At 37.5% G+C, this 21,351-nt stretch carries 18 protein-coding genes and 1 pseudogene; 14 read left to right on the top strand and 5 right to left on the bottom strand.

What is annotated here, in order from left to right; all coding sequences use genetic code 11:
* Positions 1-189 precede the first annotated feature (189 nt).
* Together ACQKL5_RS19730 and ACQKL5_RS19725 are read left to right on the top strand one after the other, a co-directional pair.
* Complete coding sequence (locus ACQKL5_RS19730; RefSeq protein ID WP_402961452.1) at positions 190-765, top strand: histidine phosphatase family protein; 576 nt, start codon at positions 190-192, stop codon at positions 763-765.
* A 220-nt stretch (positions 766-985) separates the two neighbouring features.
* Positions 986-1,414, top strand: coding sequence for a hypothetical protein (locus ACQKL5_RS19725; RefSeq protein WP_427610570.1), 429 nt, complete (start codon positions 986-988; stop codon positions 1,412-1,414).
* A gap of 132 nt (positions 1,415-1,546) precedes the next feature.
* On the opposite strand, the gene ACQKL5_RS19720 is transcribed toward ACQKL5_RS19725, so the two are convergent.
* A complete protein-coding gene (locus tag ACQKL5_RS19720; protein WP_427610569.1) occupies positions 1,547-2,119 on the bottom strand; it encodes a tyrosine-type recombinase/integrase in 573 nt (190 codons plus the stop codon).
* Positions 2,120-2,464: 345 nt separating this feature from the next.
* Here ACQKL5_RS19720 and ACQKL5_RS19715 point away from each other — a divergent pair, with 345 nt between their 5' ends.
* From ACQKL5_RS19715 to ACQKL5_RS19705, 3 genes are all read left to right on the top strand, one after another.
* Positions 2,465-2,827: a hypothetical protein gene (locus ACQKL5_RS19715; protein WP_427610568.1), complete on the top strand. Its 363-nt coding sequence runs from the start codon at positions 2,465-2,467 to the stop codon at positions 2,825-2,827.
* 152 nt (positions 2,828-2,979) lie between these two features.
* Positions 2,980-3,246, top strand: coding sequence for a CPCC family cysteine-rich protein (locus tag ACQKL5_RS19710; protein WP_427610567.1), 267 nt, complete (start codon positions 2,980-2,982; stop codon positions 3,244-3,246).
* A 381-nt stretch (positions 3,247-3,627) separates the two neighbouring features.
* On the top strand, positions 3,628-4,557 hold the full coding sequence (locus tag ACQKL5_RS19705; protein ID WP_427610566.1) for a DUF2268 domain-containing putative Zn-dependent protease: 930 nt from the start codon (positions 3,628-3,630) through the stop codon (positions 4,555-4,557).
* Positions 4,558-4,945: 388 nt separating this feature from the next.
* Here the strand turns inward: ACQKL5_RS19705 and ACQKL5_RS19700 are convergent, their stop codons facing one another.
* Positions 4,946-6,154 carry an MFS transporter gene (locus ACQKL5_RS19700; protein ID WP_427610565.1) on the bottom strand — a complete coding sequence of 403 codons (1,209 nt, stop codon included), beginning with the start codon at positions 6,152-6,154 and terminating at the stop codon, positions 4,946-4,948.
* Positions 6,155-6,167: 13 nt separating this feature from the next.
* Complete coding sequence (locus tag ACQKL5_RS19695) at positions 6,168-7,412, bottom strand: helix-turn-helix domain-containing protein (protein WP_427610598.1); 1,245 nt, start codon at positions 7,410-7,412, stop codon at positions 6,168-6,170.
* A gap of 195 nt (positions 7,413-7,607) precedes the next feature.
* On the opposite strand from ACQKL5_RS19695, the gene ACQKL5_RS19690 reads away from it, so the two are divergent.
* Entirely contained in the window at positions 7,608-7,766 is a 159-nt protein-coding gene (locus ACQKL5_RS19690; protein ID WP_427610564.1) for a hypothetical protein, read from the top strand.
* Positions 7,767-7,789: 23 nt separating this feature from the next.
* On the opposite strand, the pseudogene ACQKL5_RS19685 reads toward ACQKL5_RS19690, so the two are convergent.
* Positions 7,790-8,075: pseudogene (locus ACQKL5_RS19685) on the bottom strand (hypothetical protein).
* A gap of 194 nt (positions 8,076-8,269) precedes the next feature.
* On the opposite strand from ACQKL5_RS19685, the gene ACQKL5_RS19680 reads away from it, so the two are divergent.
* The 5 genes from ACQKL5_RS19680 (at position 8,270) to ACQKL5_RS19660 (ending at position 18,322) form a co-directional block, all read left to right on the top strand.
* Positions 8,270-9,826: an ABC-F family ATP-binding cassette domain-containing protein gene (locus tag ACQKL5_RS19680; RefSeq protein ID WP_427610563.1), complete on the top strand. Its 1,557-nt coding sequence runs from the start codon at positions 8,270-8,272 to the stop codon at positions 9,824-9,826.
* Positions 9,827-10,188: 362 nt separating this feature from the next.
* Positions 10,189-13,080 carry an endo-1,4-beta-xylanase gene (locus ACQKL5_RS19675; RefSeq protein ID WP_427610562.1) on the top strand — a complete coding sequence of 964 codons (2,892 nt, stop codon included), beginning with the start codon at positions 10,189-10,191 and terminating at the stop codon, positions 13,078-13,080.
* A 249-nt stretch (positions 13,081-13,329) separates the two neighbouring features.
* Positions 13,330-14,313 (top strand): DUF305 domain-containing protein, encoded by a 984-nt coding sequence (locus ACQKL5_RS19670; protein ID WP_427610561.1) that lies wholly within the window; start codon positions 13,330-13,332, stop codon positions 14,311-14,313.
* Between the two features lie 1,064 nt (positions 14,314-15,377).
* On the top strand, positions 15,378-16,598 hold the full coding sequence (locus ACQKL5_RS19665; RefSeq protein ID WP_427610560.1) for a quaternary amine ABC transporter ATP-binding protein: 1,221 nt from the start codon (positions 15,378-15,380) through the stop codon (positions 16,596-16,598).
* Positions 16,595-18,322: a glycine betaine ABC transporter substrate-binding protein gene (locus ACQKL5_RS19660; protein ID WP_427610559.1), complete on the top strand. Its 1,728-nt coding sequence runs from the start codon at positions 16,595-16,597 to the stop codon at positions 18,320-18,322. Before ACQKL5_RS19665 ends, ACQKL5_RS19660 begins: the two co-directional genes overlap by 4 nt.
* 53 nt (positions 18,323-18,375) lie before the next feature.
* Here ACQKL5_RS19660 and ACQKL5_RS19655 read toward each other — a convergent pair whose 3' ends face one another.
* A complete protein-coding gene (locus tag ACQKL5_RS19655) occupies positions 18,376-18,570 on the bottom strand; it encodes a hypothetical protein (protein WP_427610558.1) in 195 nt (64 codons plus the stop codon).
* 685 nt (positions 18,571-19,255) lie between these two features.
* Between ACQKL5_RS19655 and ACQKL5_RS19650 the strand changes: the two genes are divergently transcribed.
* The 3 genes from ACQKL5_RS19650 to essB all read left to right on the top strand — a co-directional run bounded on the left by ACQKL5_RS19650 (position 19,256) and on the right by essB (position 21,318).
* Positions 19,256-19,546 (top strand): WXG100 family type VII secretion target, encoded by a 291-nt coding sequence (locus tag ACQKL5_RS19650; protein ID WP_427610557.1) that lies wholly within the window; start codon positions 19,256-19,258, stop codon positions 19,544-19,546.
* 92 nt (positions 19,547-19,638) lie between these two features.
* Positions 19,639-19,878 (top strand): EsaB/YukD family protein, encoded by a 240-nt coding sequence (locus ACQKL5_RS19645; RefSeq protein ID WP_427610597.1) that lies wholly within the window; start codon positions 19,639-19,641, stop codon positions 19,876-19,878.
* 69 nt (positions 19,879-19,947) lie between these two features.
* Positions 19,948-21,318, top strand: a complete 1,371-nt coding sequence (essB, locus tag ACQKL5_RS19640) for a type VII secretion protein EssB (RefSeq protein ID WP_427610556.1) — start codon at positions 19,948-19,950, stop codon at positions 21,316-21,318.
* Positions 21,319-21,351: the final 33 nt, after the last annotated feature.

Raw genomic sequence — 21,351 nt, 5'->3', positions numbered from 1 at the left:
AGCCTTTTAACATATAGGCTAATTTTGTTCATACCGATAAGTTGAATTATGTAAAGTAGACGGCCATATTGGCCTCTCTTCCACTAACGGGGAAGGATGGTTCAACAAGGATTATCCTGAATCAATGGGGAATTAACTAAAAAAGGTAGTAACTTTTTTTGATGATAATAAGCGAAAAGGAGAGTCTAAATGGAGTTGGTATTTATTCGTCACGGTCAAGGAGAACATACATTAGATATACCTAGTAGCCTGCAAATAAAAGACCCTTCATTAACTACTAAAGGGGTAGAACAAGCAATATTATTAAGAAATCAAATTCCTTTAACTAAAAAAGATATTATTATTATAAGCCCTATTAGAAGAACGTTGGAAACAGCATTCATTTGGAGTGAAAATATAGACTGTCGCAAGATTGTAAGCCCATTAGTGTCTCCTAGGATGTTTCCCGTTTGTTCAGAATGGCATTCATTGCCTTGTGATAAAATAATTGATTTAGAAATAATTAAAAATGTTTATCCAACTTTTGAGATTGATAATAAGGTTCCTCTAAATATATGGTCTGATGGTATAAATACTTTGCCTGAAAACCAATTCATAAAACTAGCTGAAGAATTCATTGTGAATTGTAAGCAACTACAAAAAGAAAAGATTTATATAGTGTCACACGACGGTACCATTACTTCCTATCGTCAAATGATTTCTGGTCAAAGTCTCACTAGAAAAGATTTCCTACTAGAAACAGACTGGTTTCAAATTACTTGTTGAACTAACAGGGGCGTTAGTTGAACAGGGAGACATCTTAAAGGACCAAAAAGTGGTCCTTTTCTCTTTGTTAACGACCTCATGAATCTTCGGTAATACCGATAATAGAGGTTTATGTTAAGTGGATTCATTTTGCCCTTTATAACTAACAGGGCAGTGTGGTTTAAGAGTGACTATATAGTAATGTTAGTGGGGATGTCATATTAAGAAAAAAAAGTGGAGAATGATTTTTACTACCATTATTGTAGGTGTGCTTTTAATTTTGGGATCTATAATCATGTTGCCAGAAAGGTGGGCTCCAAGTTTATATCCAACCTATATTGAAACCATTGAAGCGAATTGGAATTTATCGTTACCAATTCCTGATAGTGAAAAAGATATATATAGTTCTAGAGTTGACTTTCATGGAGATGGGGAAGCGATTACTGAATTACTTTACGATAAGCCAATGGACATTCAAAAAATTAAGGATTTATCAAATAATTGGGTAAGTGGTGAGGAATTTAATATTACTGAATTACCTACTGGGGTCCAAGAATTAATAAGAGAGATAGATAAAAGTTCCAGTTATTTTTATTTGCAAGATAGTTATAATTTTATATTTTTTGAACTTAATGGAAATAAGCTAACAATTTATGAATCATATATATAACTGATAAATTTAGATACTATATATCTTTAATCAACTAACGGATGTGTTAGTTGATTAAGTCATTTTAAAAAGAACCAAATTTATTGGTCCTTTTGTTTATGTTAACTATTCACACGAATGGAAAATAGAATTTTAGTGAAAGGCACTAAATGTTTTTAAAACATTATTCGTTTCTTCTTCGGTAATACCGATATAACGCAAGGTAACGGAAGGGTGAGAGTGATGCAGGATCCGTTGCAACATGGCAATGTCCTTCGTGGACTTGTAAAACCAGTAGCCAAACGTTTTCCGTAACGTATGGTTGCCGACATGTTCCACACCCGCAAACTCTGCCGCCTTGTTTAGCTGCCTGTAGGCCTGCGTAGGGGTAATGGTGGGGTGTTCGCCCTTCCTGGACGGGAATAAATAGGGACTCTGGACGTTTTTTGCGTACGCAAAGACCTCCTCGAAGCAATTCGCGATATAGATGTCGCGGATTTTTTGCGTTTTGCCTTCCTTGACCCGAAGGATCTTATGCTGTTTGCCTTTGAGATCCAGGATTTGTTTCGTGGTGAGCTTGAGTAGGTCCCCGACCCGTAGGCCGGTCTCACATCCTACGACAAACAGGATATAATCACGCTCCGAACAGTGGCGCTTCAGCGCCCATTTCATATCTTCAAGTTGCTGCTGATCACGGATCGGCTGCACATCTTTTTGTTTTGTCATGATTCATCGACCTTTCTATCACATCTCAAAATCGGTCTTCCGAACCCTTATGTATCAAGGATTTGAATGTACGATTTTTTCTCTTTTTTTAGTATAAAGAGAGAAAACGAAAAAAGTCAATGAAATCAAGGAAATAAATGTATGATTATTAACAAAATCATACATTCAAAACCAAGTAAAAAAATTCCTATCTAGTACAATTATGACCAGTATTGTAACTCAAACTGTGGTCGTATATTATCACTGATCACATAGGTTTAAATATGAAAAAATGTTATAATTTAGAAGAGTTGAACAAAGAGAAATAGATTAAAGATTAAGAAAAAAGAGGAGGTAAAGAAAAAAATGTCACATTCAAAGAAAATGCCATTAGAAATTATTATGAATACTTTATCCCTATTAACTCTTACTCTAGGTTTCATACAAGTGTTTTATAAATGGAGTATTTCGGAAAATGGTGACGTAAAGAATTTTATAGCATTACCTCTAATAGCAGTTGTAGTTTGGGGGGCGTTTACATTCATTGAAAAGTCTGACGAAAATATTAATTTACCCATTTTTATAAATGAAGATAAAGATATAAATATTAGATATAACAGGTTGTTCGTGAATATTGTTAAAAATATTATTGTAATTGGATTGGTTGTTGTAAATTGGCGAGATTTAAGCTCTGTCACTAATCTACTAATAATAAATAGAGGTGCATAAGCGCCATCAAAAGGCAGCCTTTTGATGGTCTTTTTAATGTATGATTCTTACAATAATCATACATTCAAATTCAGATAAAAAATACCCTTGTTCAACTATTCTTAGGACAGAATAGTTGAACAAGGGTATGGTATAGGTATTGGGGTGATTGTTTGAAATATACTTGTCCATGTTGTGGTTATAAAACTTTAGATGAAGAACCTCCAGATACGTTTGATATTTGTGAAATCTGTTTTTGGGAAGATGATGGTTACCAATATAAACATCCAGATGACGATGGGGCAAATTATATTTCCTTTAGAGAAGCACAACAAAATTTCAAAAAATTTGGGGCTAAAGGTGAAAGAAGTTTACCTCATGTAAGAAAGCCTAATAAGTCCGATATAAAAGATCCAAATTGGAAACCTCTTGATTTTTAACTAACGGGGTGCATTAACGTCATAAAAGGGCTGCCAATTGGCGGCTTTTTCAATGTGTGATTTTTAATATAATCATACATTCAAATCCTTGATAAAAAATACCCTTCTTCAACTATTGAGGGAGTTTAGTTCAATAAGTTAAAAAGAAAAAATGGTATAATAAACCATAAAAGGGAGAGATATTTTATGACTAGTATAAAAACAAAAGAATATATATGTTCCTTTAGTATTTACTAGTGCTAGTTTAGGTGCATTATTAGGATTAATTTCATATGTGAAAGATTGGCTGTGAGGCAGCCAACATTGGGGGCTTTCTAACATAATCATACATTCATATTCAAGTGAAAAATACATAAAAGACAATTAGGAGTGGATAGGTAGTTGAAACTTAAAGTAAAGTTTGGTTTGTTCTTTTCAGCCCTAATACTAAGCTTAACAGCCGGTTGCACTAAAGAAACTAGCAAAGAAATTGAAACAATAGAATTCAAAGTACAGAATCAAGAGTTTGAGATTTTAGAAACAAATGATCTTTTTGTGAATTACCTCGAGAAGGTTGATAATACGAAAGATGCCAAAAAATTATATGAAAAAGAAATCATTCAACCAATCTATGATTCCTGCTTTAATGAAGGTGAATACATAAATATGGCTGAAGATTTTCTAATGAATCCTCCAACAGATTTATCATTACTTAGAACGAATGTGAAGAACTATGATTCAGAAACAATGATAAAAAATATCAAAGAATCCATAACTGAATCAGTCAGGTACTTACAGGGTAATAAGAAAACAACCATTTGTGTAATCCCTTCTAAACATAGTATCAATGACAATGATATATTAGGTTTGACCGTTGGCTCAGGAAAAATCTTGATGTATACACATCTGTTTGACTCAGATACTTCCATACAATCTACAATAGCTCATGAATATCACCATAGTGTATGGACCGATAAATATCTTGAATCTTCACCTAGCGATACTGTATTAGATAACATTGTCTTTGAGGGAAAAGCTAAAATGTTTGAGGAAAAGGTACTAGGTAATATAGCTGTTGATATGTCTTATGATAAAGAGCGCTGGCTTACAATCGAAGATGATTTGTTTAAAGAAGACTTCGAAAGATCACTAGAAATCATAGAAGGCAACGGTATTGAACTACCTATACTTTATGGTTACAGCGAAGGTTATAAAATGATTAAGTCTTATTTAGAGGAATTCCCAGATACAAGCATTAAAGAATGGACAAAATTGGACGCAAAGACTATTTATGAAAAGGGTAAATATAAAGAGAAATATTATAAAGATTAAAAATTATTTTTTAGACTTTTTCTCTCTAAGCTATTCTCTAAGCTATTCATGTTTGTCTAAAACTATTTTAGGGGTTGATAAAATTAAAAATACTTAAATGTTCGACACGAGGCCAGATTCCTAGATCAGGGGTTATGTTAACTTAAAGAAATAAAAAGGTTGTCCATAACTTGGGATAGCTTTAGGAGTTATTTTGCACTTTATATATATTAAAGTCCAATTCTCAACACAATTTGAGAATTGGACTTTTCGTTACAACGGAAAAAATGCATTTGTAGAATATAGCTCATGATATTTGATTGAAGCCCTATGTTGGGTATTAGTATGTGGTTTATAGGTGAAACCCTGCCTTTTCCATTAAAGTATGGAGTTCTAGCAGTTTTCATTTTCACTTTACTTCGTCCAAAGCAAACTGTTTTGTGGGGAGGGCTATATAGTAGTATAAATATACAGCTAATATTAGTGCAAGCGATGAAAAAATTACTGTTACTGTTTGTAAAGAAAACCATTCAGCGAGAATGCCAATGACAAACGTCAAAATGATTTGAGCAATGCTTTGCAGAAGATCCAGTGAACTACCAAAGCGTCCCATCAGTTCAGGAGGAATTGTTTTTTGATACATAGTTGAGTATCCAGTATTACTAAATGCCATAAAGAAACCAAGTGTTATAAAGCTTATGGCTGCTAACCATAGCACGTTAGAAGCATAGAAGAGTAAATAACTTAACATCGTTAAGGAAAAGCCCGCGCCAATATACGTATGTAGTGAGAGCTTTTTAACCAGTGCTGTTACACATAATCCACCTAGGATTGCCCCAATTCCAGCAACACTTACAACGATTCCATATGTCGCATCCGTTGTATGTAAAACATCTTTTAAAAAGGTCATTTCTTGAGAATCCAGTGCAAAAGCAACCATCAAGGCAGTAATATACACTGCAAAAAAAGTTAGTAGCTTTGGCTTTTTTCGTATAAAGGACCAGACTTGTGAAAAATCATCACGAATGACGCTAAATGACAAACGACTCCTTCTATCAGTTACTTCATTTTCGATGTCCGGTAATGAGGCAATCGCCCATGCACAGACAAAGAATGTAAGGCCATTCATCCACATTGCTACACCTGTACTACTAATTGCGATGATTGCTCCAGCAAGTGCTGGGCCAATCATAAAAGAACCATAACTCAACGTACTGTTCAAAGCATTAAATCTTAGTTTGTCTTCATCTTTTACAAGCTTTGTAATGACATAAGTGCTGCTTGGGCCAAAGAAACTGCTTGCAATGTTCGTAAGAAAAATGAAGCTATAAATGCCCCAAATTGATGGTGAAAAAGGCATGATGCTAACAATGATTCCTCGGACAATATCGCTATATACCATCAAGCGCTTTTTATCATGGCGATCAATTATAGATCCCACAAAAAAGTTACTAAAAATGCGAGCGATTGGACCTGCAATATAAATACCTGCCACTGCTGCTGGTGAATGTGTTAACTGCCAAACTGCCAAGTTCAATGCAATTAGATAAATCCAATTTCCTAAATTAGAAAAGCCAAGCCCTCCTAATAACAAACCATATTGTTTGAAAAATTTCATCCTATCTCTCCTTTTAGCTACCCATACGCTGGCGCACTTTTTCACTAGCGTTAAATGCATACTTGAAGCAAATACTTACCTGCTTATATGCATGGAAATCTTCATAAAATGCTGCCCATAATGGTGCATAATACAAGGTTAAAGAATAATATTCTTGCCTCTTAAAGTAAGGGAAAACAACCTCTTCTTGCTCTTTCAACTTAGTAAGAGTGAAATTTCGTTCACTTGCATATTTCAATAAATCCCATTGATATTGATGATGAAGTACATCAAATTGTTCCCTTGGATATTTTTTAAACAGCTTATTTAGCGTTTCTTCATCCCCTTTTTGATAACTAGCCCGCATCCAATTAATAACTGTATGTAAATCCTCTTGAAAGCTATTTGCTTTCTTATAAAATGACATCGCTTCCGTGAATAAGTGCTGACATTCATAGCAGTAGGCAATGTTATTATAAAGAGTACTCCACTGACTAGGTGTTTGTATTGCTGAAACATTTCTCAACAAATCTTTGCCTGCTTCAAACTCCACTAACGCTTCTGGGAATCTATGTAAATCATTCAGAATAACTCCCTTCATAGAAAAGAGCTTCAATTGGAATAAAGGTTTGTATTGATGGGAGAAAGTCTTTGTCGCGCGATTGATGTAATATAGTGCTTGTTGGAATGAATAATAGCGATGGTGGGCAAAAGCTAAGTGATAAAAATAATTCGCTTGTTCAAAGCGACTGGCAACATTCATATAATTACTGACATGTTGTTGTTCTTCTCTTATGATGATCTCTTGGAACTCTAAGAATGATAAATGAGCATTCGTTGTAATCGCAATATACAATTGTGTTCCTCTATCTTGATGCCACGTGATAAACGGTTCAATTTTCATAAGTAGCGCTCTAGCTTCTACTAGCATATCAATGGATAATAAATACCGACTATAAATCAATCCAGCTATTAAATCGTTTTCTATTTGAAAGGTTTCTGTTTGAAATGACTCCAACCTTACAACTTCATTTTTTTTAAGAATTTCATTCGATAATAATTTTGAATAGATGCTTTCAAGAAAAGAACGTTTTGTCGCCAATTTATCTTTTTCTTGAACCAAATTGACGCTTAGGCGTGCTAACAACAATTCGTATACAGTTTTCTCCGCAATAACAATACCATTTTCAATACGACTTAAATAAGACGGTGTACAAATTCCTACAGATACATCATCTTGCTTTAATCGTTGTTGCTGACGATGATATTTTATCAGCATCCCCAATTTTTTGCCTCATTATCAGTCACAGTTGCCACCTCCAATTTCATTTTAACAAATTATTCAAATTATTTATTGTGCATATCACGGCATTTACAAGGATTAATCTTTCAATTTACATCGCACTTACACAAATTGAATAACTTAGCGAAAATGGTGATATTTTTTGAGTGAGGGTCTGAATAGAGGTTTTCCATGAGTTCTTTGAAATTTTGGGAAGCCTCTTTTTTACATGAAAATAAACAAGCATTGTGTCTTCATCCTTGTGCCACAATCGTTTCATTATTTGTGGAAGACTTACCCCTGCTTCAGCTAAGAGAGGGCATCAAGCCGCATATGCGAAAGCAATATTGAAACAACGTATTTCGTCTTTATCTTTATTTTTTCCTCTTTTGTATTTCCTCTGTCACGACAAAAGCAAGATCAACATTTCCAATTAAGAATAATACTTCCGATACTTCACCGGCTTCATCTTTTGGTACGGTTAATTCGATGGCTTCTCTCAATGCCAGGTTCGCCGCTTTGGTTGGGATAGGTACGTAGAAGGATTGCTTCAGGTTCGAGATCATGATTGATGCACCACTGCCAAAAGACGAGGATCATCATCTTTTCTTGACCTTGGTAGTTTTCGATGATTTTTTCTTCCAATTCTTTCTGATTCATATAAATTCTCCTTTGAAGGATTTAACAAGACTATTATACAACCGTCCCTTTGTTTCCATATTTGTTCCATACGACTATTCCATTTTCTATGTTATAGTTCAATATTGAACTATAAAAATCAGATGAACGATTTTATAAGTATTTCCTAAACTAAACGAAACAAAATAAAATGAAATTTAAATGAGGTTAAATATATGAGTGTATTAACGGTTACAGACCTATACCACGGTTTTGGCGATCGTACGATCTTTGATAATGTTTCCTTCCGCTTGTTAAAAGGTGAACATATAGCTTTAATTGGGGCAAATGGCGAAGGTAAATCGACGTTTATGAATATCATTACAGGGCAACTTCAGCCTGACGATGGAAAAATAGAGTGGTCAAAGCACCAACGAGTCGGTTATCTTGATCAACATACGGTTTTACAAAAGGGAATTACAATCCGTGACGTATTAAAAACGGCTTTTCAATATCTCTTTGACGTTGAAACGAATATTAATACCATTTATGAAAAGATTTCAGACGTAACACCTGAAGAAATGGAAAAGTTGTTAGAGGAAGTTGGGACATTACAGGACATATTAACAAATAATGATTTCTATATTATTGATTCTAAGGTAGACGAAGTGGCACGTGGTCTTGGACTTGATGGTATAGGATTAGAAAAAGATGTTAATGATTTAAGCGGTGGGCAACGAACGAAGGTTTTATTAGCTAAGCTTTTACTTGAGAAACCAGATATTCTTCTTTTAGATGAGCCTACAAACTATTTAGACGAACAACACATTGAATGGTTAAGACGTTACCTGCAAGAATACGATAACGCTTTTTTATTAATTTCTCATGATATTCCATTTCTTAATAGCGTTGCAAATGTGATCTACCATTTAGAAAACCAGAAATTAAATCGCTACGTGGGTGATTACAACCATTTCCTTATTGCCTATGAAGCTAAAAAAATACAAGTTGAAGCTGCCTTTAAGAGACAACAATCAGAAATTGCTAGTTTAAAAGATTTTGTAGCTCGTAATAAGGCAAGGGCATCTACCAGCAGCCTTGCCATGTCGAGACAGAAAAAACTCGATAAAATGGATGTTATTGAAATAGCACAGGAACGACCAAAACCTGATTTCAACTTTAAAGAAGCAAGAACCTCAGGTAAATTAATTGTTGAGACGAAAGAATTTGTCATTGGGTACGATGAGCCACTTTCAAAGCCATTAAATCTATATATAGAGCGTGGACAAAAAGTGGCTTTAGTTGGAGCAAATGGGATTGGTAAGACTACACTCCTTCGCAGCATGCTCGGAGAAATAAGATCTCTTTCTGGTTCACTTGAACGCGGTGAACATCAGTATATTGGGTATTTTGAACAAGAAGTGAAAACGAAAAATCAAAACACGTGCATCGAAGAAATATCGAATACGTTTCCTCAGTTAAGCCAAGGACAGGTACGCGCTGCTCTTGCGAGATGTGGGTTAACTAGAAAACATATTGAAAGTAAAATATCCGTATTAAGTGGTGGAGAGCAATCGAAAGTCCGGTTATGCAAGCTCCTTAACCAAGAAAGTAATATTCTTGTTTTTGATGAGCCAACCAACCATTTGGATAAAGATGCAAAAGCTGAGCTAAAACGAGCTTTAAAATCTTATAAGGGAAGCGTGATCCTTATCTCTCATGAACCTGATTTTTATCAAGACGTAGTAACAGATATTTGGGACGTAGAATCATGGACAACGAAAACTATCTAAACTTGAACGATCCGAGTTGGGGTCGCCATTTTAAAGTGGAAGGTCTCCCATCAGTTTACTGAACTGATGGGAGGCCTTCCTTTTTTTATTTATTATTATTGGTAAAAGAAAGGGATTAGCCTTCTTGTGTCAAATACTACCATTTGTATGCAGATTACAAGATAAACTAGTAATTACAGGAGAGGAGATGAAGCTAGTCCGTTAATTAATTGTAGAACCTGTCATGGGACTGTCGTTGATGCAGAGAAAATTTGGTGCCCAGAAAAGGCAAAAGGACATGTCATGTATGGACTATTTGCCTGCATTGGGTAAGGGAAAATAGCATAAAGAAGAGGAATTAAAATTAAGAAAGGAATGATTTTTTGAAGAGAAAAGCTAGAAAACTACCAATGTTTTTTCTAACGCTGGCTTTTACGATGATTTTTTTTACTGGTACCGCAATGCAGGTCACTAATGCCTCAGCGACTGAGGTTAAGGATGCTTCAAGGGAAGAGGTATTGTCACTGAAAGATGTCTACAAAGACTATTTCCTTATCGGGAATACTGTTAGTCCGGGCGATTTAACAGATTCAGCAAAGTATGATTTCATGAAATTCCACTATAATGCGCTGACGCCTGAAAATGCTACGAAACCGGACTCCATTTGGCCCAATGCAACTGGCAATCCGTCATTCACAGCAGCCGACAAAATGTTAACTCAAGTCAAAGCTGACGGTTTCTATACGATTGGACACGCGTTGGCGTGGCATAATCAGTCGGCTGGCTGGCCACCAAGTGGTTTGAATTATACCGAGGCCCGGGCCAGTTTACAAAAGTATATTTCGACAGTCGCCGGCCACTATAGCCAGGGTCCTTATAAGCTCAACACCTGGGATGTTGTTAACGAAGCAATGAGGGATAATCCAGAAAACCCGACCGACTGGCGGAAAGCGCTTCGCTCTGACATTAATCCCATAGAACGTCCTTCCAGATGGTTTGATGCTTATGCTAACGGTGGTAATGGTTGGGAGTATATCTATGATTCCTTCTTGTTCGCGCGTGAGGCTGACCCGGACGCCATTCTCTACTACAATGATTTTAACGACGAAGAAATCCCCAACAAAGCAATCGCAATTGCCTCAATGGTCAAGGAGCTCAACAAGAAATACGCGAATGAACACCCTGAGGCAAATGGCAGGAAATTGATTGAGGGCATTGGGATACAAGGGCATTACAACCTCAGACTCAATGTGAATAATTTAGAGGAAGTTTTAAAGATATACAGTGAAACAGGTTTGGAGATTAGCGTAACCGAACTCGACGTACAATTTAACGGTACTTCATCCGAGGTTCAACCTACCAAAGAGCAATATAAGGAGCAAGCGGTATTGTACGCCAAGCTGTTCATGTTATATAAAAAGTACTCCGATAATATAGAACGCGTTACATTCTGGGGTGTGGCCGATAACAACAGCTGGCGCAGCACGGGTTACCCGCTGCCATTCGACTCCAAGCGTGCCCCTAAAGAAGCGTATTGGGCCATAATAAATCCGGAGGCCTATCTAGGGCTTGAAGAGTTGCCGCCAAAGCTCACCTCGTTTAAATTCGGTGCTGATGTTTTCAATGTAGAAGATAAAAAAGAATTTGATGTTAACGTCCCAACCGGCGTGTCAAGCATTGACTTCTCTGCGGCCAACGTCGCACATAAATACGACGATAAAGTTGACGTCAGCGTGAAACTCAACCCGGCAAGTGGCGCGGTGAGTGCCGGGAAGCCAGCCGTGGCGACGGTAGAGATAGCCAGGAAGGAAAACCCGAATATTTCAACGAAGTATACGATAAACTTCGGACATATGACCGGTGAATGGGAGAAGGACCAAAACTATTCGGATACGGGCTTCCGCTCCTCCGTCAATATCCGCTTCAGTGATGGTAAAAGTAAACTCAAACTATTTCAGGCGTTCTATAATAAGGACGACGGTAAGCAAGCCATGCTCAACAGTAAGGAATTTAAGCCCTTGCCAAAACATACAGGTGGCAGGCTCACTATTCAAACAGATAAGAGTATAGACCCTGATGATTTGAAAAATTTGACCCTGAAGAAATCTCTTTGGGATCAAAACTGGATGCCAATTATTCCGGCGCGTGTTAAAGACTTCAATACTCCGGAAAACTTTTGGAGATTGGCCAAAACGATCGAATCCGGTAAGACATATATTGTTGTCTCATCCAACTCAAGCTTGGCCCTGACCAACAGGAATGTACCATCTATCCCGGCCACTGGCGGTGTGACCAACGCCAAACGAGGGATTGCCGGGACTCCTGTCACTATAGAGGACGGCATTATTAAAGAACCGAAGCAGATTCAGGATAATATGAGATTTATCTTTAAAGAGAGTGCCAGCCCCGATCCTGGACCATTCACAAAAGCAAAGGGCTACACGGGATACACAATGTTAAGTCTGGTTCACGGAGGTCTTGTCGCCCCCACTATTTTGTGGCGGGATTTGAGCAATGACGATACGGCTCCTTTACGGACAGACACAACTATTGGTGACCGTGCACTAGATCGAGCGGTATGGTTTAATACGGGTATAGACCCCAAAACAGGCGAGACGACACTATTTTCCCATACTGGTTCAAGCCATTACACTTATGCGCTGCATGGAAATGAAAGCGGTTTCGTTGGCCAAGGAGGAACGGGGCCATTGGGAAATTATACAGACAACAGTCGTGTTAAGCTGTATGAGTACGTGTCCAACTATCTATACGAAGACTCAAAAAGTCTTGGCATAAAAATTAGCCTTGCACCGGTGGAGCGTATCGTGAAAGAGCGGGATGCCAAAATCCCCGTCACAGCGGAAGTCCCTGACGGTTCCAAAGCGGTATTGGTAAAGGACGGTGTTTCAGTAGCTACCGCAAAATTCGCCAAAGGCAAAGCAACGATCAGCGTTAAAGGTAGCGATGTGGACGCCGGCTCGAATTATGCAGTCGTTATCAATGATGGTACCAAAATACTTGGTGCGGTAATTCTCCCGGTAGTCACTGTCGACAAGGCGACGCCGTTGGCTACGGTAGAGAAACTGAATGGTAAGCAGAACAGACTGAAAGTCAGCGTTAAAGAATTGCACTCCGATGGTTCTACGGAGAACTTCTCTGAAGAGATACTAATCAAGAATAATGCCACGGACGTATATCAAGTGGGACCATATAAAGTTTATGTGGAGACCAAGGGCAACGACAAAATTCGAAATTGTTATATTGTGAAGGAGTAATTAGCAACTTAGGAAACAACCTCCTTTGATCAATAAACAACTGATGACGATTTTCGATTAGCTCCCCTTGTAAGCACGGGCTCGATGAAGGGTTGGCATGAGGTAAAATGACGCTTAGTAAATAGCTTTTGAAATGGAAGGCTTCCTATCAGTTTATTGAACTGATAGGAGGCCTTTTTCTATTGTATTAAATGATTTTACAATTCTATTTCTCCCTAAAAAGAATAGCTCTCTACATATCCTAACAGTATGAAGTTATACCCAACATCTCAGGCTCTTACATCGAAAGTACGTGCTGTCCCATCAGCCGCATCCAAATCGAATGCCGGTTCGAAAAAAATGGTGTTAAAGGCACGTCCAACTAGTTATGCATATGAATTCAAAGAAGTAGGGCTATTTAAAGAAGACTTGTTACCACCTTTCTATGAGTATATGAAAAAAGGCTGTGAAGATAGCTTCGCGGCTAAAGAGTATGAAGATATAGAGTGTTTAAAACAAGAGTTTGGCAATCTTGAAGGTGAGCGGGTTAACGTGGTTTGTATAAATTCAGTCTCCATTTTGCATAATAAAATAAGCGGAAATTTAGGAGGCAAACAATATATGAAGTTGCGTATTCGAACGACTTGTATAGGATTTTTTATATTAATCTTATGTATGTTCAATATTCAAGCACAGGCAAAGGAAGGACCTGAAGAAAAAGCGTATTATGATAATTATCGAAGTATATTGCAAGTCATGAAAAAAGGGATGGAGCAAGCTCCCAAAACGGGTGATTCCAGTCTTGATTTCCTATATGAAATGATCCCGCATCACGAGGCTGCCGTATCGATGGCTGAAAATATCTTGAAATATGGCCATAATGAAGAGGTCAAGATGATTGCTTCAAACATTATAAGAGACCAGCTTGCCGGTATTGGTAAACTGGAAGCTCTTAAAGATAAAATAAAAAAGAATCCGCAAGTGAACGAACATGCAGAGGCGTCTTACTTAAAAGCGTATAATAACATCTATCAAACCATGATCCTGTCGATGCAAAATGCCAAACCAACGGGAAATATCGATAAAGATTTCCTTGAAGAAATGATTCCGCATCATGAAGGTGCCATCAAAATGTCCCAAAATATCTTGAAGTATACTCAAAATGCTGAACTTAAAACCATTCTCCAGAACATTATTACCACTCAACAAAAACAGCTTACGGAAATGAAAAATCTTTTAAAGACTATAAATTAATGGGCAATTTAGAGAAATAAAACTTCACTATCTATGGAAAAGCTAGAAGGGTATAGATAAAATATGGAAAGGCTTTTCATCAGTTACCTGTTGAGAAGCCTTTCCTGTTTTGAAAAATAGTCAGGTTTCTTTTTTGCAAATGGTAAAGTAATGCTTTACTATGAATTTCAGATTCAAACCTCTTGATTTTCCGAATGGAAATTCCATCAAATTACCCACTAAAATTATCCAGTACTTTCGTATGCCTTGACCCAAATCTCGGGTTGTATTTACCTTTTTTAAAAAACTTTTTTAAGCCGGTTTTATCATGATTTCTGACGCTTTTTATGTAAGGGCTTAATCCACTGGTATGTCAGCGATGAGGCATCAATCTATCTTCTTATGATTAATGGACATTTACATTGCCTTTAAGACAGTCATCTTAAGGGTTTGTAATCCGCATCATTTGAATCTTAATTCAATCTTTGTTAAGGTTATTAAGTACTTTAGAGATAAACGTTTAGTCCTACGGATGGGACGAACAATAAAATCTAAGTAAAAAACCATTTAAATGTCAGTCGGTATACACCGTTTCTGCAACTATCCTCAGTTGTGATTGCTCCTTTTTTTCTCTACTTGAAATGCTCAATAAATCACACGTAAATGATCAAGCGATGAATATTGGTCCGTGTAAACGTGTTTTTCTTAAGGTGTTTTATTGTCTCGTACAGAAATCACCGTTTAGGTTTGACCACTTTGTCTGCATTAGGGACATATTTTAGTGTGGTCTAAGAAAAACTCTATATGCTATCCATATATTCTATTGCACCTCTTTTTTCTACTAAAAAAACTCAATTCATTTACACATATGACCAGAACAAATTATGTGAATGTTAAGTACTTTCAGTGCGTTTTGGTATTTAGTGTAGCGTAGGACCCTTAATTTACGTCATTCCCCCTTTTGACGTTCGTGTGAAAGTGACAGGAAAAACTAGTGTAAGAGAGTACAATCATAACCACTCATCATAAGGAAAATAGCAGAACTGAACATCATATGGTCAACAACATCATAATGAGGTGACTGAATGAAGCCATATGTAGAGGTCAGAAATGTTTCGAAAATTTTTGGGAAATCTCCAAAGGCCGCCACAGATTTATTAAAGCAAGGCAAAACAAAGAAAGAAATTTTGAAAGAAACGGGCCAAACAGTTGGTGTGAATAATGTTAATTTTGAAATTTATCCTGGTGAAATCTTCGTCATCATGGGGTTATCCGGAAGTGGGAAATCTACTTTAATCCGGATGTTCAATCGTTTAATTGATCCAACATTGGGCGAAATCTTAATTGAAAATGAAGATATAGTGAAGATGAATGCCGCCCGATTAAGAAAAGTAAGGCAGCAGAAAATCAGTATGGTATTTCAAAACTTTGCTTTATTCCCACATAAAACGATTTTGGAAAATGCCGAATACGGGTTGGAAATTCAAAAAGTCGATTCAAAGGTCCGACATGAAAAAGCCATGAGTGCCCTTGAAGCTGTTGGATTAAAAGGCTATGAAGAACAGTATCCATCACAGCTAAGCGGAGGTATGCAGCAAAGGGTTGGACTTGCACGAGCACTTGCAAGCGACACAGATGTTTTATTGATGGATGAAGCCTTCAGTGCGCTTGATCCGTTGATCCGTAAAGATATGCAGGACGAATTGCTTGAAATTCAAGAGCAATATAAAAAGACGATCATCTTTATTACCCATGATCTTGATGAAGCATTAAGAATTGGGGATCGAATCGCGCTAATGAAAGATGGAAGTGTCATCCAACTGGGAACTCCGGAGCAAATTATGATGAACCCAGCTAATGAGTTTGTCGAAAAGTTTGTTGAAGATGTGGATCTGTCCAAGGTACTTACTGCATCGCATGTGATGAAGCGACCAGAGAAAATCGCTGTTGACCGCGGTCCAAGGGTAGCTCTTGAAATCATGCGTAAACAAGGATATTCCAGCATTTTCGTCGTGGATCGAAAACAGACTTTATTAGGCGCTGTATCTGCTGAACAAGCACGCCAGGCATTGAGCAATGACCAAACGATCTCTGAAGTGATGTCATCGGATATCCTCACAGTTCCTGAGGATGAACTACTTGTAAATCTTATGGATGACATGGCAACATCTAGCCTGCCCATTTCGGTCATCGATGATAAGAGAAGATTAAAAGGGATTATTGTCCGTGGTGCCGTCATTGGTGCTTTGGCAGGAAATAAAGATTCATTGAATGAATTGACAGAGTTGGAGAGTGATATTCAATGAATATACCAAAAATACCTTTAGGCGCGTGGGTCGATTCTTTAGTGGACTGGATCACAATTGCATTTTCCGGATTATTTACTCTAATAACGAATACGATCGAAGGGTTATTAAACCTTTTGGTAGATGTGATGAGTATAGGACCATCTATCGTATTAATCATTGTCTTAACGCTTATAGTTGCATATACAAGCAAATGGCCATTGGGGATATTTACGCTGGTCAGTTTATTATTAATTGATAATCTAGGATATTGGGACTCTAGCATTCAAACGATCGCTATCGTCCTATTATCAGGTTTCCTCACCATTCTGGTAGGGATTCCAATCGGTATCTGGAGTGCACAAAGTAAGACGGTAAGGAGAATTGTGACACCCGTTCTGGATTTCATGCAAACGATGCCTGCATTCGTTTACTTGATTCCGGCCATTCTGTTCTTTGGAATAGGGGTTGTACCAGGGATCATTGCTTCATTTATTTTTGCAATTGCTCCAACGATTCGAATGACGAGTCTTGGCATTCAGGAAGTACCTAATGATTTAATCGAAGCAACAGACGCGTTCGGTTCAACAAGCAGCCAGAAACTATTCAAAGTACAATTGCCATTGGCCATGCCAACGATTATGGCAGGGGTTAACCAAAGCATCATGCTTGCTCTTTCTATGGTTGTTACGGCTTCCTTGGTTGGTGCACCTGGGCTTGGGGCAGAAGTGTATCGCGCAGTAAGCCAAATTAATGTCGGACAAGGCTTTGAAGCAGGCCTATCCATCGTTATCATTGCCATCATTCTTGATCGCATTACACAAAACCTGCGTAAACCAGCATATGGACGGCTTCTTAGCAAGAAAGTATTCTTCTCGGTTATAGCTATCCTCGTTGTGGGTGCTGCATTATTTACGATCTTGAAGAAAGAAGAAGTCATACAAGGTGATGCAAACAGCTTTGGTGAAGAGACGAATTATCAAATTATCGGTATCGAGCCGGGTGCCGGTTTGATGAAATTAACTAAAACGGCTATTGAAGATTATGATTTGGACAACTGGAATCTTGTCGAAGGTTCTTCAGCCGCGATGGTTGCGGAATTGAAGAAAGCGATTGATAAGAAAGAACCGATTATCGTTACGGGTTGGTCACCGCATTGGATGTTCTCGACATATGATTTGAAATATCTTGAAGATCCAAATGGATCATTTGGCGGGGAAGAAAACATAAATACAATCGTTCGACAAGGACTCGAAAAGGATGCGCCAGGCGCTTATAAAATCCTGGATCAATTCTTCTGGGAGACAGAGGATATGGAAGATGTAATGGTCGAAGTTGCTGGAGGGAAATCTCCATCTGAAGCAGCGGAAAAATGGATCAGTGCCAATCCTGATAAAGTGTCTAAATGGACAAAAGGTGCAAAAGCAGGAAATGGCGAAAGTATCAATCTTGTGTATGTTGCCTGGGATACGGAAATTGCCAGTACAAATGTGATAGGCAAGGTTCTCGAAAAGAATGGCTATGATGTAACATTAAGCCAAGTTGAAGTGGGACCAATGTTTGCTGGTGTAGCCAATGGAAGTGCGGATGCATTTGTTGCGGCATGGCTTCCAGGAACGCATCTTGAATATTACAATAAATACAAAAAAGATATCATCGATCTTGGACCAAACCTTAAAGGAACGAAGAATGGATTGGTTGTGCCAGATTACGTCGATATTGATTCTGTTGAAGACTTGAAATAAAAGAAAGAGGGATTTTCATTGATGAAAATCCCTCTTTTTTTGCGTTCTATAAACTAGTCAGGCTTCACTTTAATGGAAACGAATTTATTCTTCAACTCATCGTCCGTTACTTCAATTTTGCCCCTCAAGTCTTCAGATAGTAATACATAGCTTTTGACACCGATAAACTCCGAATCGGAAACAACGAAGAATCTGGCTCCTTTTTTATAAATCGAGGAAAAGTCTTCTGTTAACTTATACATTTTCATCTTTTTTTCCACCTTGGCTATTGTTGAAACAAAATAAAACCGCTATTCCATGGTCATTATTAGGATGGAGAGAAGGTTGCTTTCATTATAAAGAGAATTCTTTCATTAAAATAGGGGGAAAGGCAAAACGTGGATAAAGTTTTAAATGAGGGCGCCAAACGTATCTCCTGGATTTACATAGTAGTGAGAGGTTGCGTATCATTTAACTCCTCCTTTTTTCAAACGCCTTTATTGGTGTTCCTTCAATAGAAATAGCTGTAGCTTCTTTTAGTAGCAACTATTTTCTTTCCTACTTTTTTATTTTTTGAAAGATTCATATGTAAGCATCCTCCCGGTATCTCCTCCTGAATCCGTGTTAGCTCTTTAATCAAACGATTGATTAAAACAAAGATGGAGGTGCAAAAGTCTTCTTTTACAATGGAAAATACGAAAAAACCCTAATAAAGAAAAAAGTAGTAGGTATATGGATGGTTATTCAGTTGAATATATGGAAAAATAATATAATTTACACAGAAAGTGGTTTATAAATGTATAAAACAGGTAATTAGACTTCTGTAATGGTAAATTCAGGATTGTATTAATAATCAAATATTACCATTTTTTGAGTATAACTATTATTTATATGGCAAATATTGTATGGGTTTATTAAAATGTAACTAAATACCGTATAGGGAGGAATTTAAAAATGTCACAAATTCGCGTAACTCCATCAGAACTTAAGGACGTAGCTAGACAGTATGATAACGAAAGCCAACAAGTCACAGATATTATTGGGCGTTTGGATAAAATGAGAGATCATTTAGTGGGTATTTGGGAAGGTGCCTCAAGCCAAGCCTTCGTTGGTCAGTATGAAGAATTAAAACCATCATTTAATGATATGGCTCGTTTATTAAATGAGGTATCACAACAATTGACGAAATCAGCTCAAATTCTTGAAGATACAGATAATCAAATTGCTAGCCAAATTCGCGGATAATTAGAAAATAATTGAGATAGAGGCTTTAGGAGGAAGCGCCGTGAATCTAATTGTAGATTGTGGCGCTTTTTGCTTTAAAAGAGGTGATTGGCATTTATATTCAATTAACAATTGATTTAAAGAGATATACAGGGGAAGTTTTCGATCTTCAAGTGTCCAATTACCGATCCGTCAAAAAGGTTGTGGAAATCGTCTGGCAGGTAAAAGGAATTCCGGATGCACCGCGTGATGGTTATTGGGTACGGGTTCAAAATAAGGAGTTTGTTTGTTCCGGTTACGACACATTAGTGGATAGTGGTATTACGACAGGGGACCGGCTCGAGATCCTTTAATGAAGAGGAATGCCCTACATATAGGAAAAAAGTCTAAAGCCCTTTAGCAGGGGCAAAGGAGTACATAGAATGGGTGAGAAAAAATCATCGTATTTGGAAATACAAAGTGATGCTGTAATGAAGAAAAATGATGATGGGTATTCGTTTATTTTCCAGCGTGCTAAATTATCGATGCAGAATCCGTTGGAATTACAGCTGATTCAGGAAGTAGATTCTGTTCTTCATAAAAATATAGAAGTATCAGAGGATGAGGTGCAAATCAGCATTGTACCACCAGCCTCTTTTTTTGCTTTTGACGAGGCCGGAAAAAAAAGTCCATTGAATAGGTGGATGGCTTGCTATCAAATTATCAAGAAGATTAGGAGACATGAGTTAACCCGTTTACAGGTAATCGTGTGTCCAGAGAATCTAGTATTCGATCAAGGGCTTACTCCCTACTTCCTTCATTATGGTGTAAAAGAGAGTCTTCCACCATATGAGGAAGATGCGAACCAACTCTTTGAGGAGACAAAATCGACGATAGCAGCTCTTGTTGATAGGCAGCATACATTCGATCAATATCTTCTTTATCATAAAACTCTTAAACTATCGAAAGAAACTCAAGGCATTTTAGCAGAGGAGACTTGGGAAGGGCTGACCTTGTCTGTTCAAAACCGGATAGCATTTTTGGAAAAGGAACAAAAAACCTTTATACATATTCCAGAAAAGAAGTGGAAAATTGAGCGTTACACTCTATGGGGAATAGGAATTATCTTAGTCCCATTAGTAGTCTTTACGATTTATACATTATTCTTTTCCAATCCAAAGCAGGAGGCCTATGTGGAAAGTGGGGAGAACTTTTTAAAGCAGGAATATAGCCAAGTCATTGATCGATTAGAACATTTCAATCCTGAGAAAATGCCATATGTTGTTCAGTATGAGCTTTCCAAATCTTATGTCACTACTCATGGATCATTGATGGACTTTCAGAAGGAAAATATTTTAAAGGCCATTACCTTGCAGACCGATAGCCAATATCTTCTTTACTGGATATACATTGGCCGAGGCTTAAGTGAGGATGCAATCAATGTAGCAAGGATTATGGAAGACCGGGAATTGATTATGTATGGTCTTTTAACACAGAAGGAACAAATTAAATCGAATGAGAAATTGACTGGCGAAGAAAAAGAGACGCAAGTGAAAGAATTGGATACGGAGCTTAAAGAATATGAAAAAGAAATGGAAGAATTTCAAAAACAGCTTGAAGAGGCCAATCTATTGGAACAAGAAGACCAGCCATCCACGGAGTCCAATAGAGAAAGCGTAGTGGAACCGGAAGCCAAACCGGCTATAAAAGAAGATGAAGAGAAGCAGGAGGCTGCTTCTAAAGGAAAAAAAGATAGCAAGGAAGCTTCGGGAAAATCAGCTAAAGAAAATGAGAAAGAGGATAGCAAAGATTGAGAGCTTACGAGTCCTTTGCAGAGGTGAGAATAA

It is taken from the genome of Peribacillus sp. NPDC097675 (assembly GCF_050277655.1).
Classification (GTDB): Bacteria; Bacillota; Bacilli; order Bacillales; family DSM-1321; genus Peribacillus.
This window is presented reverse-complemented; position numbering and strand designations above follow the sequence as displayed.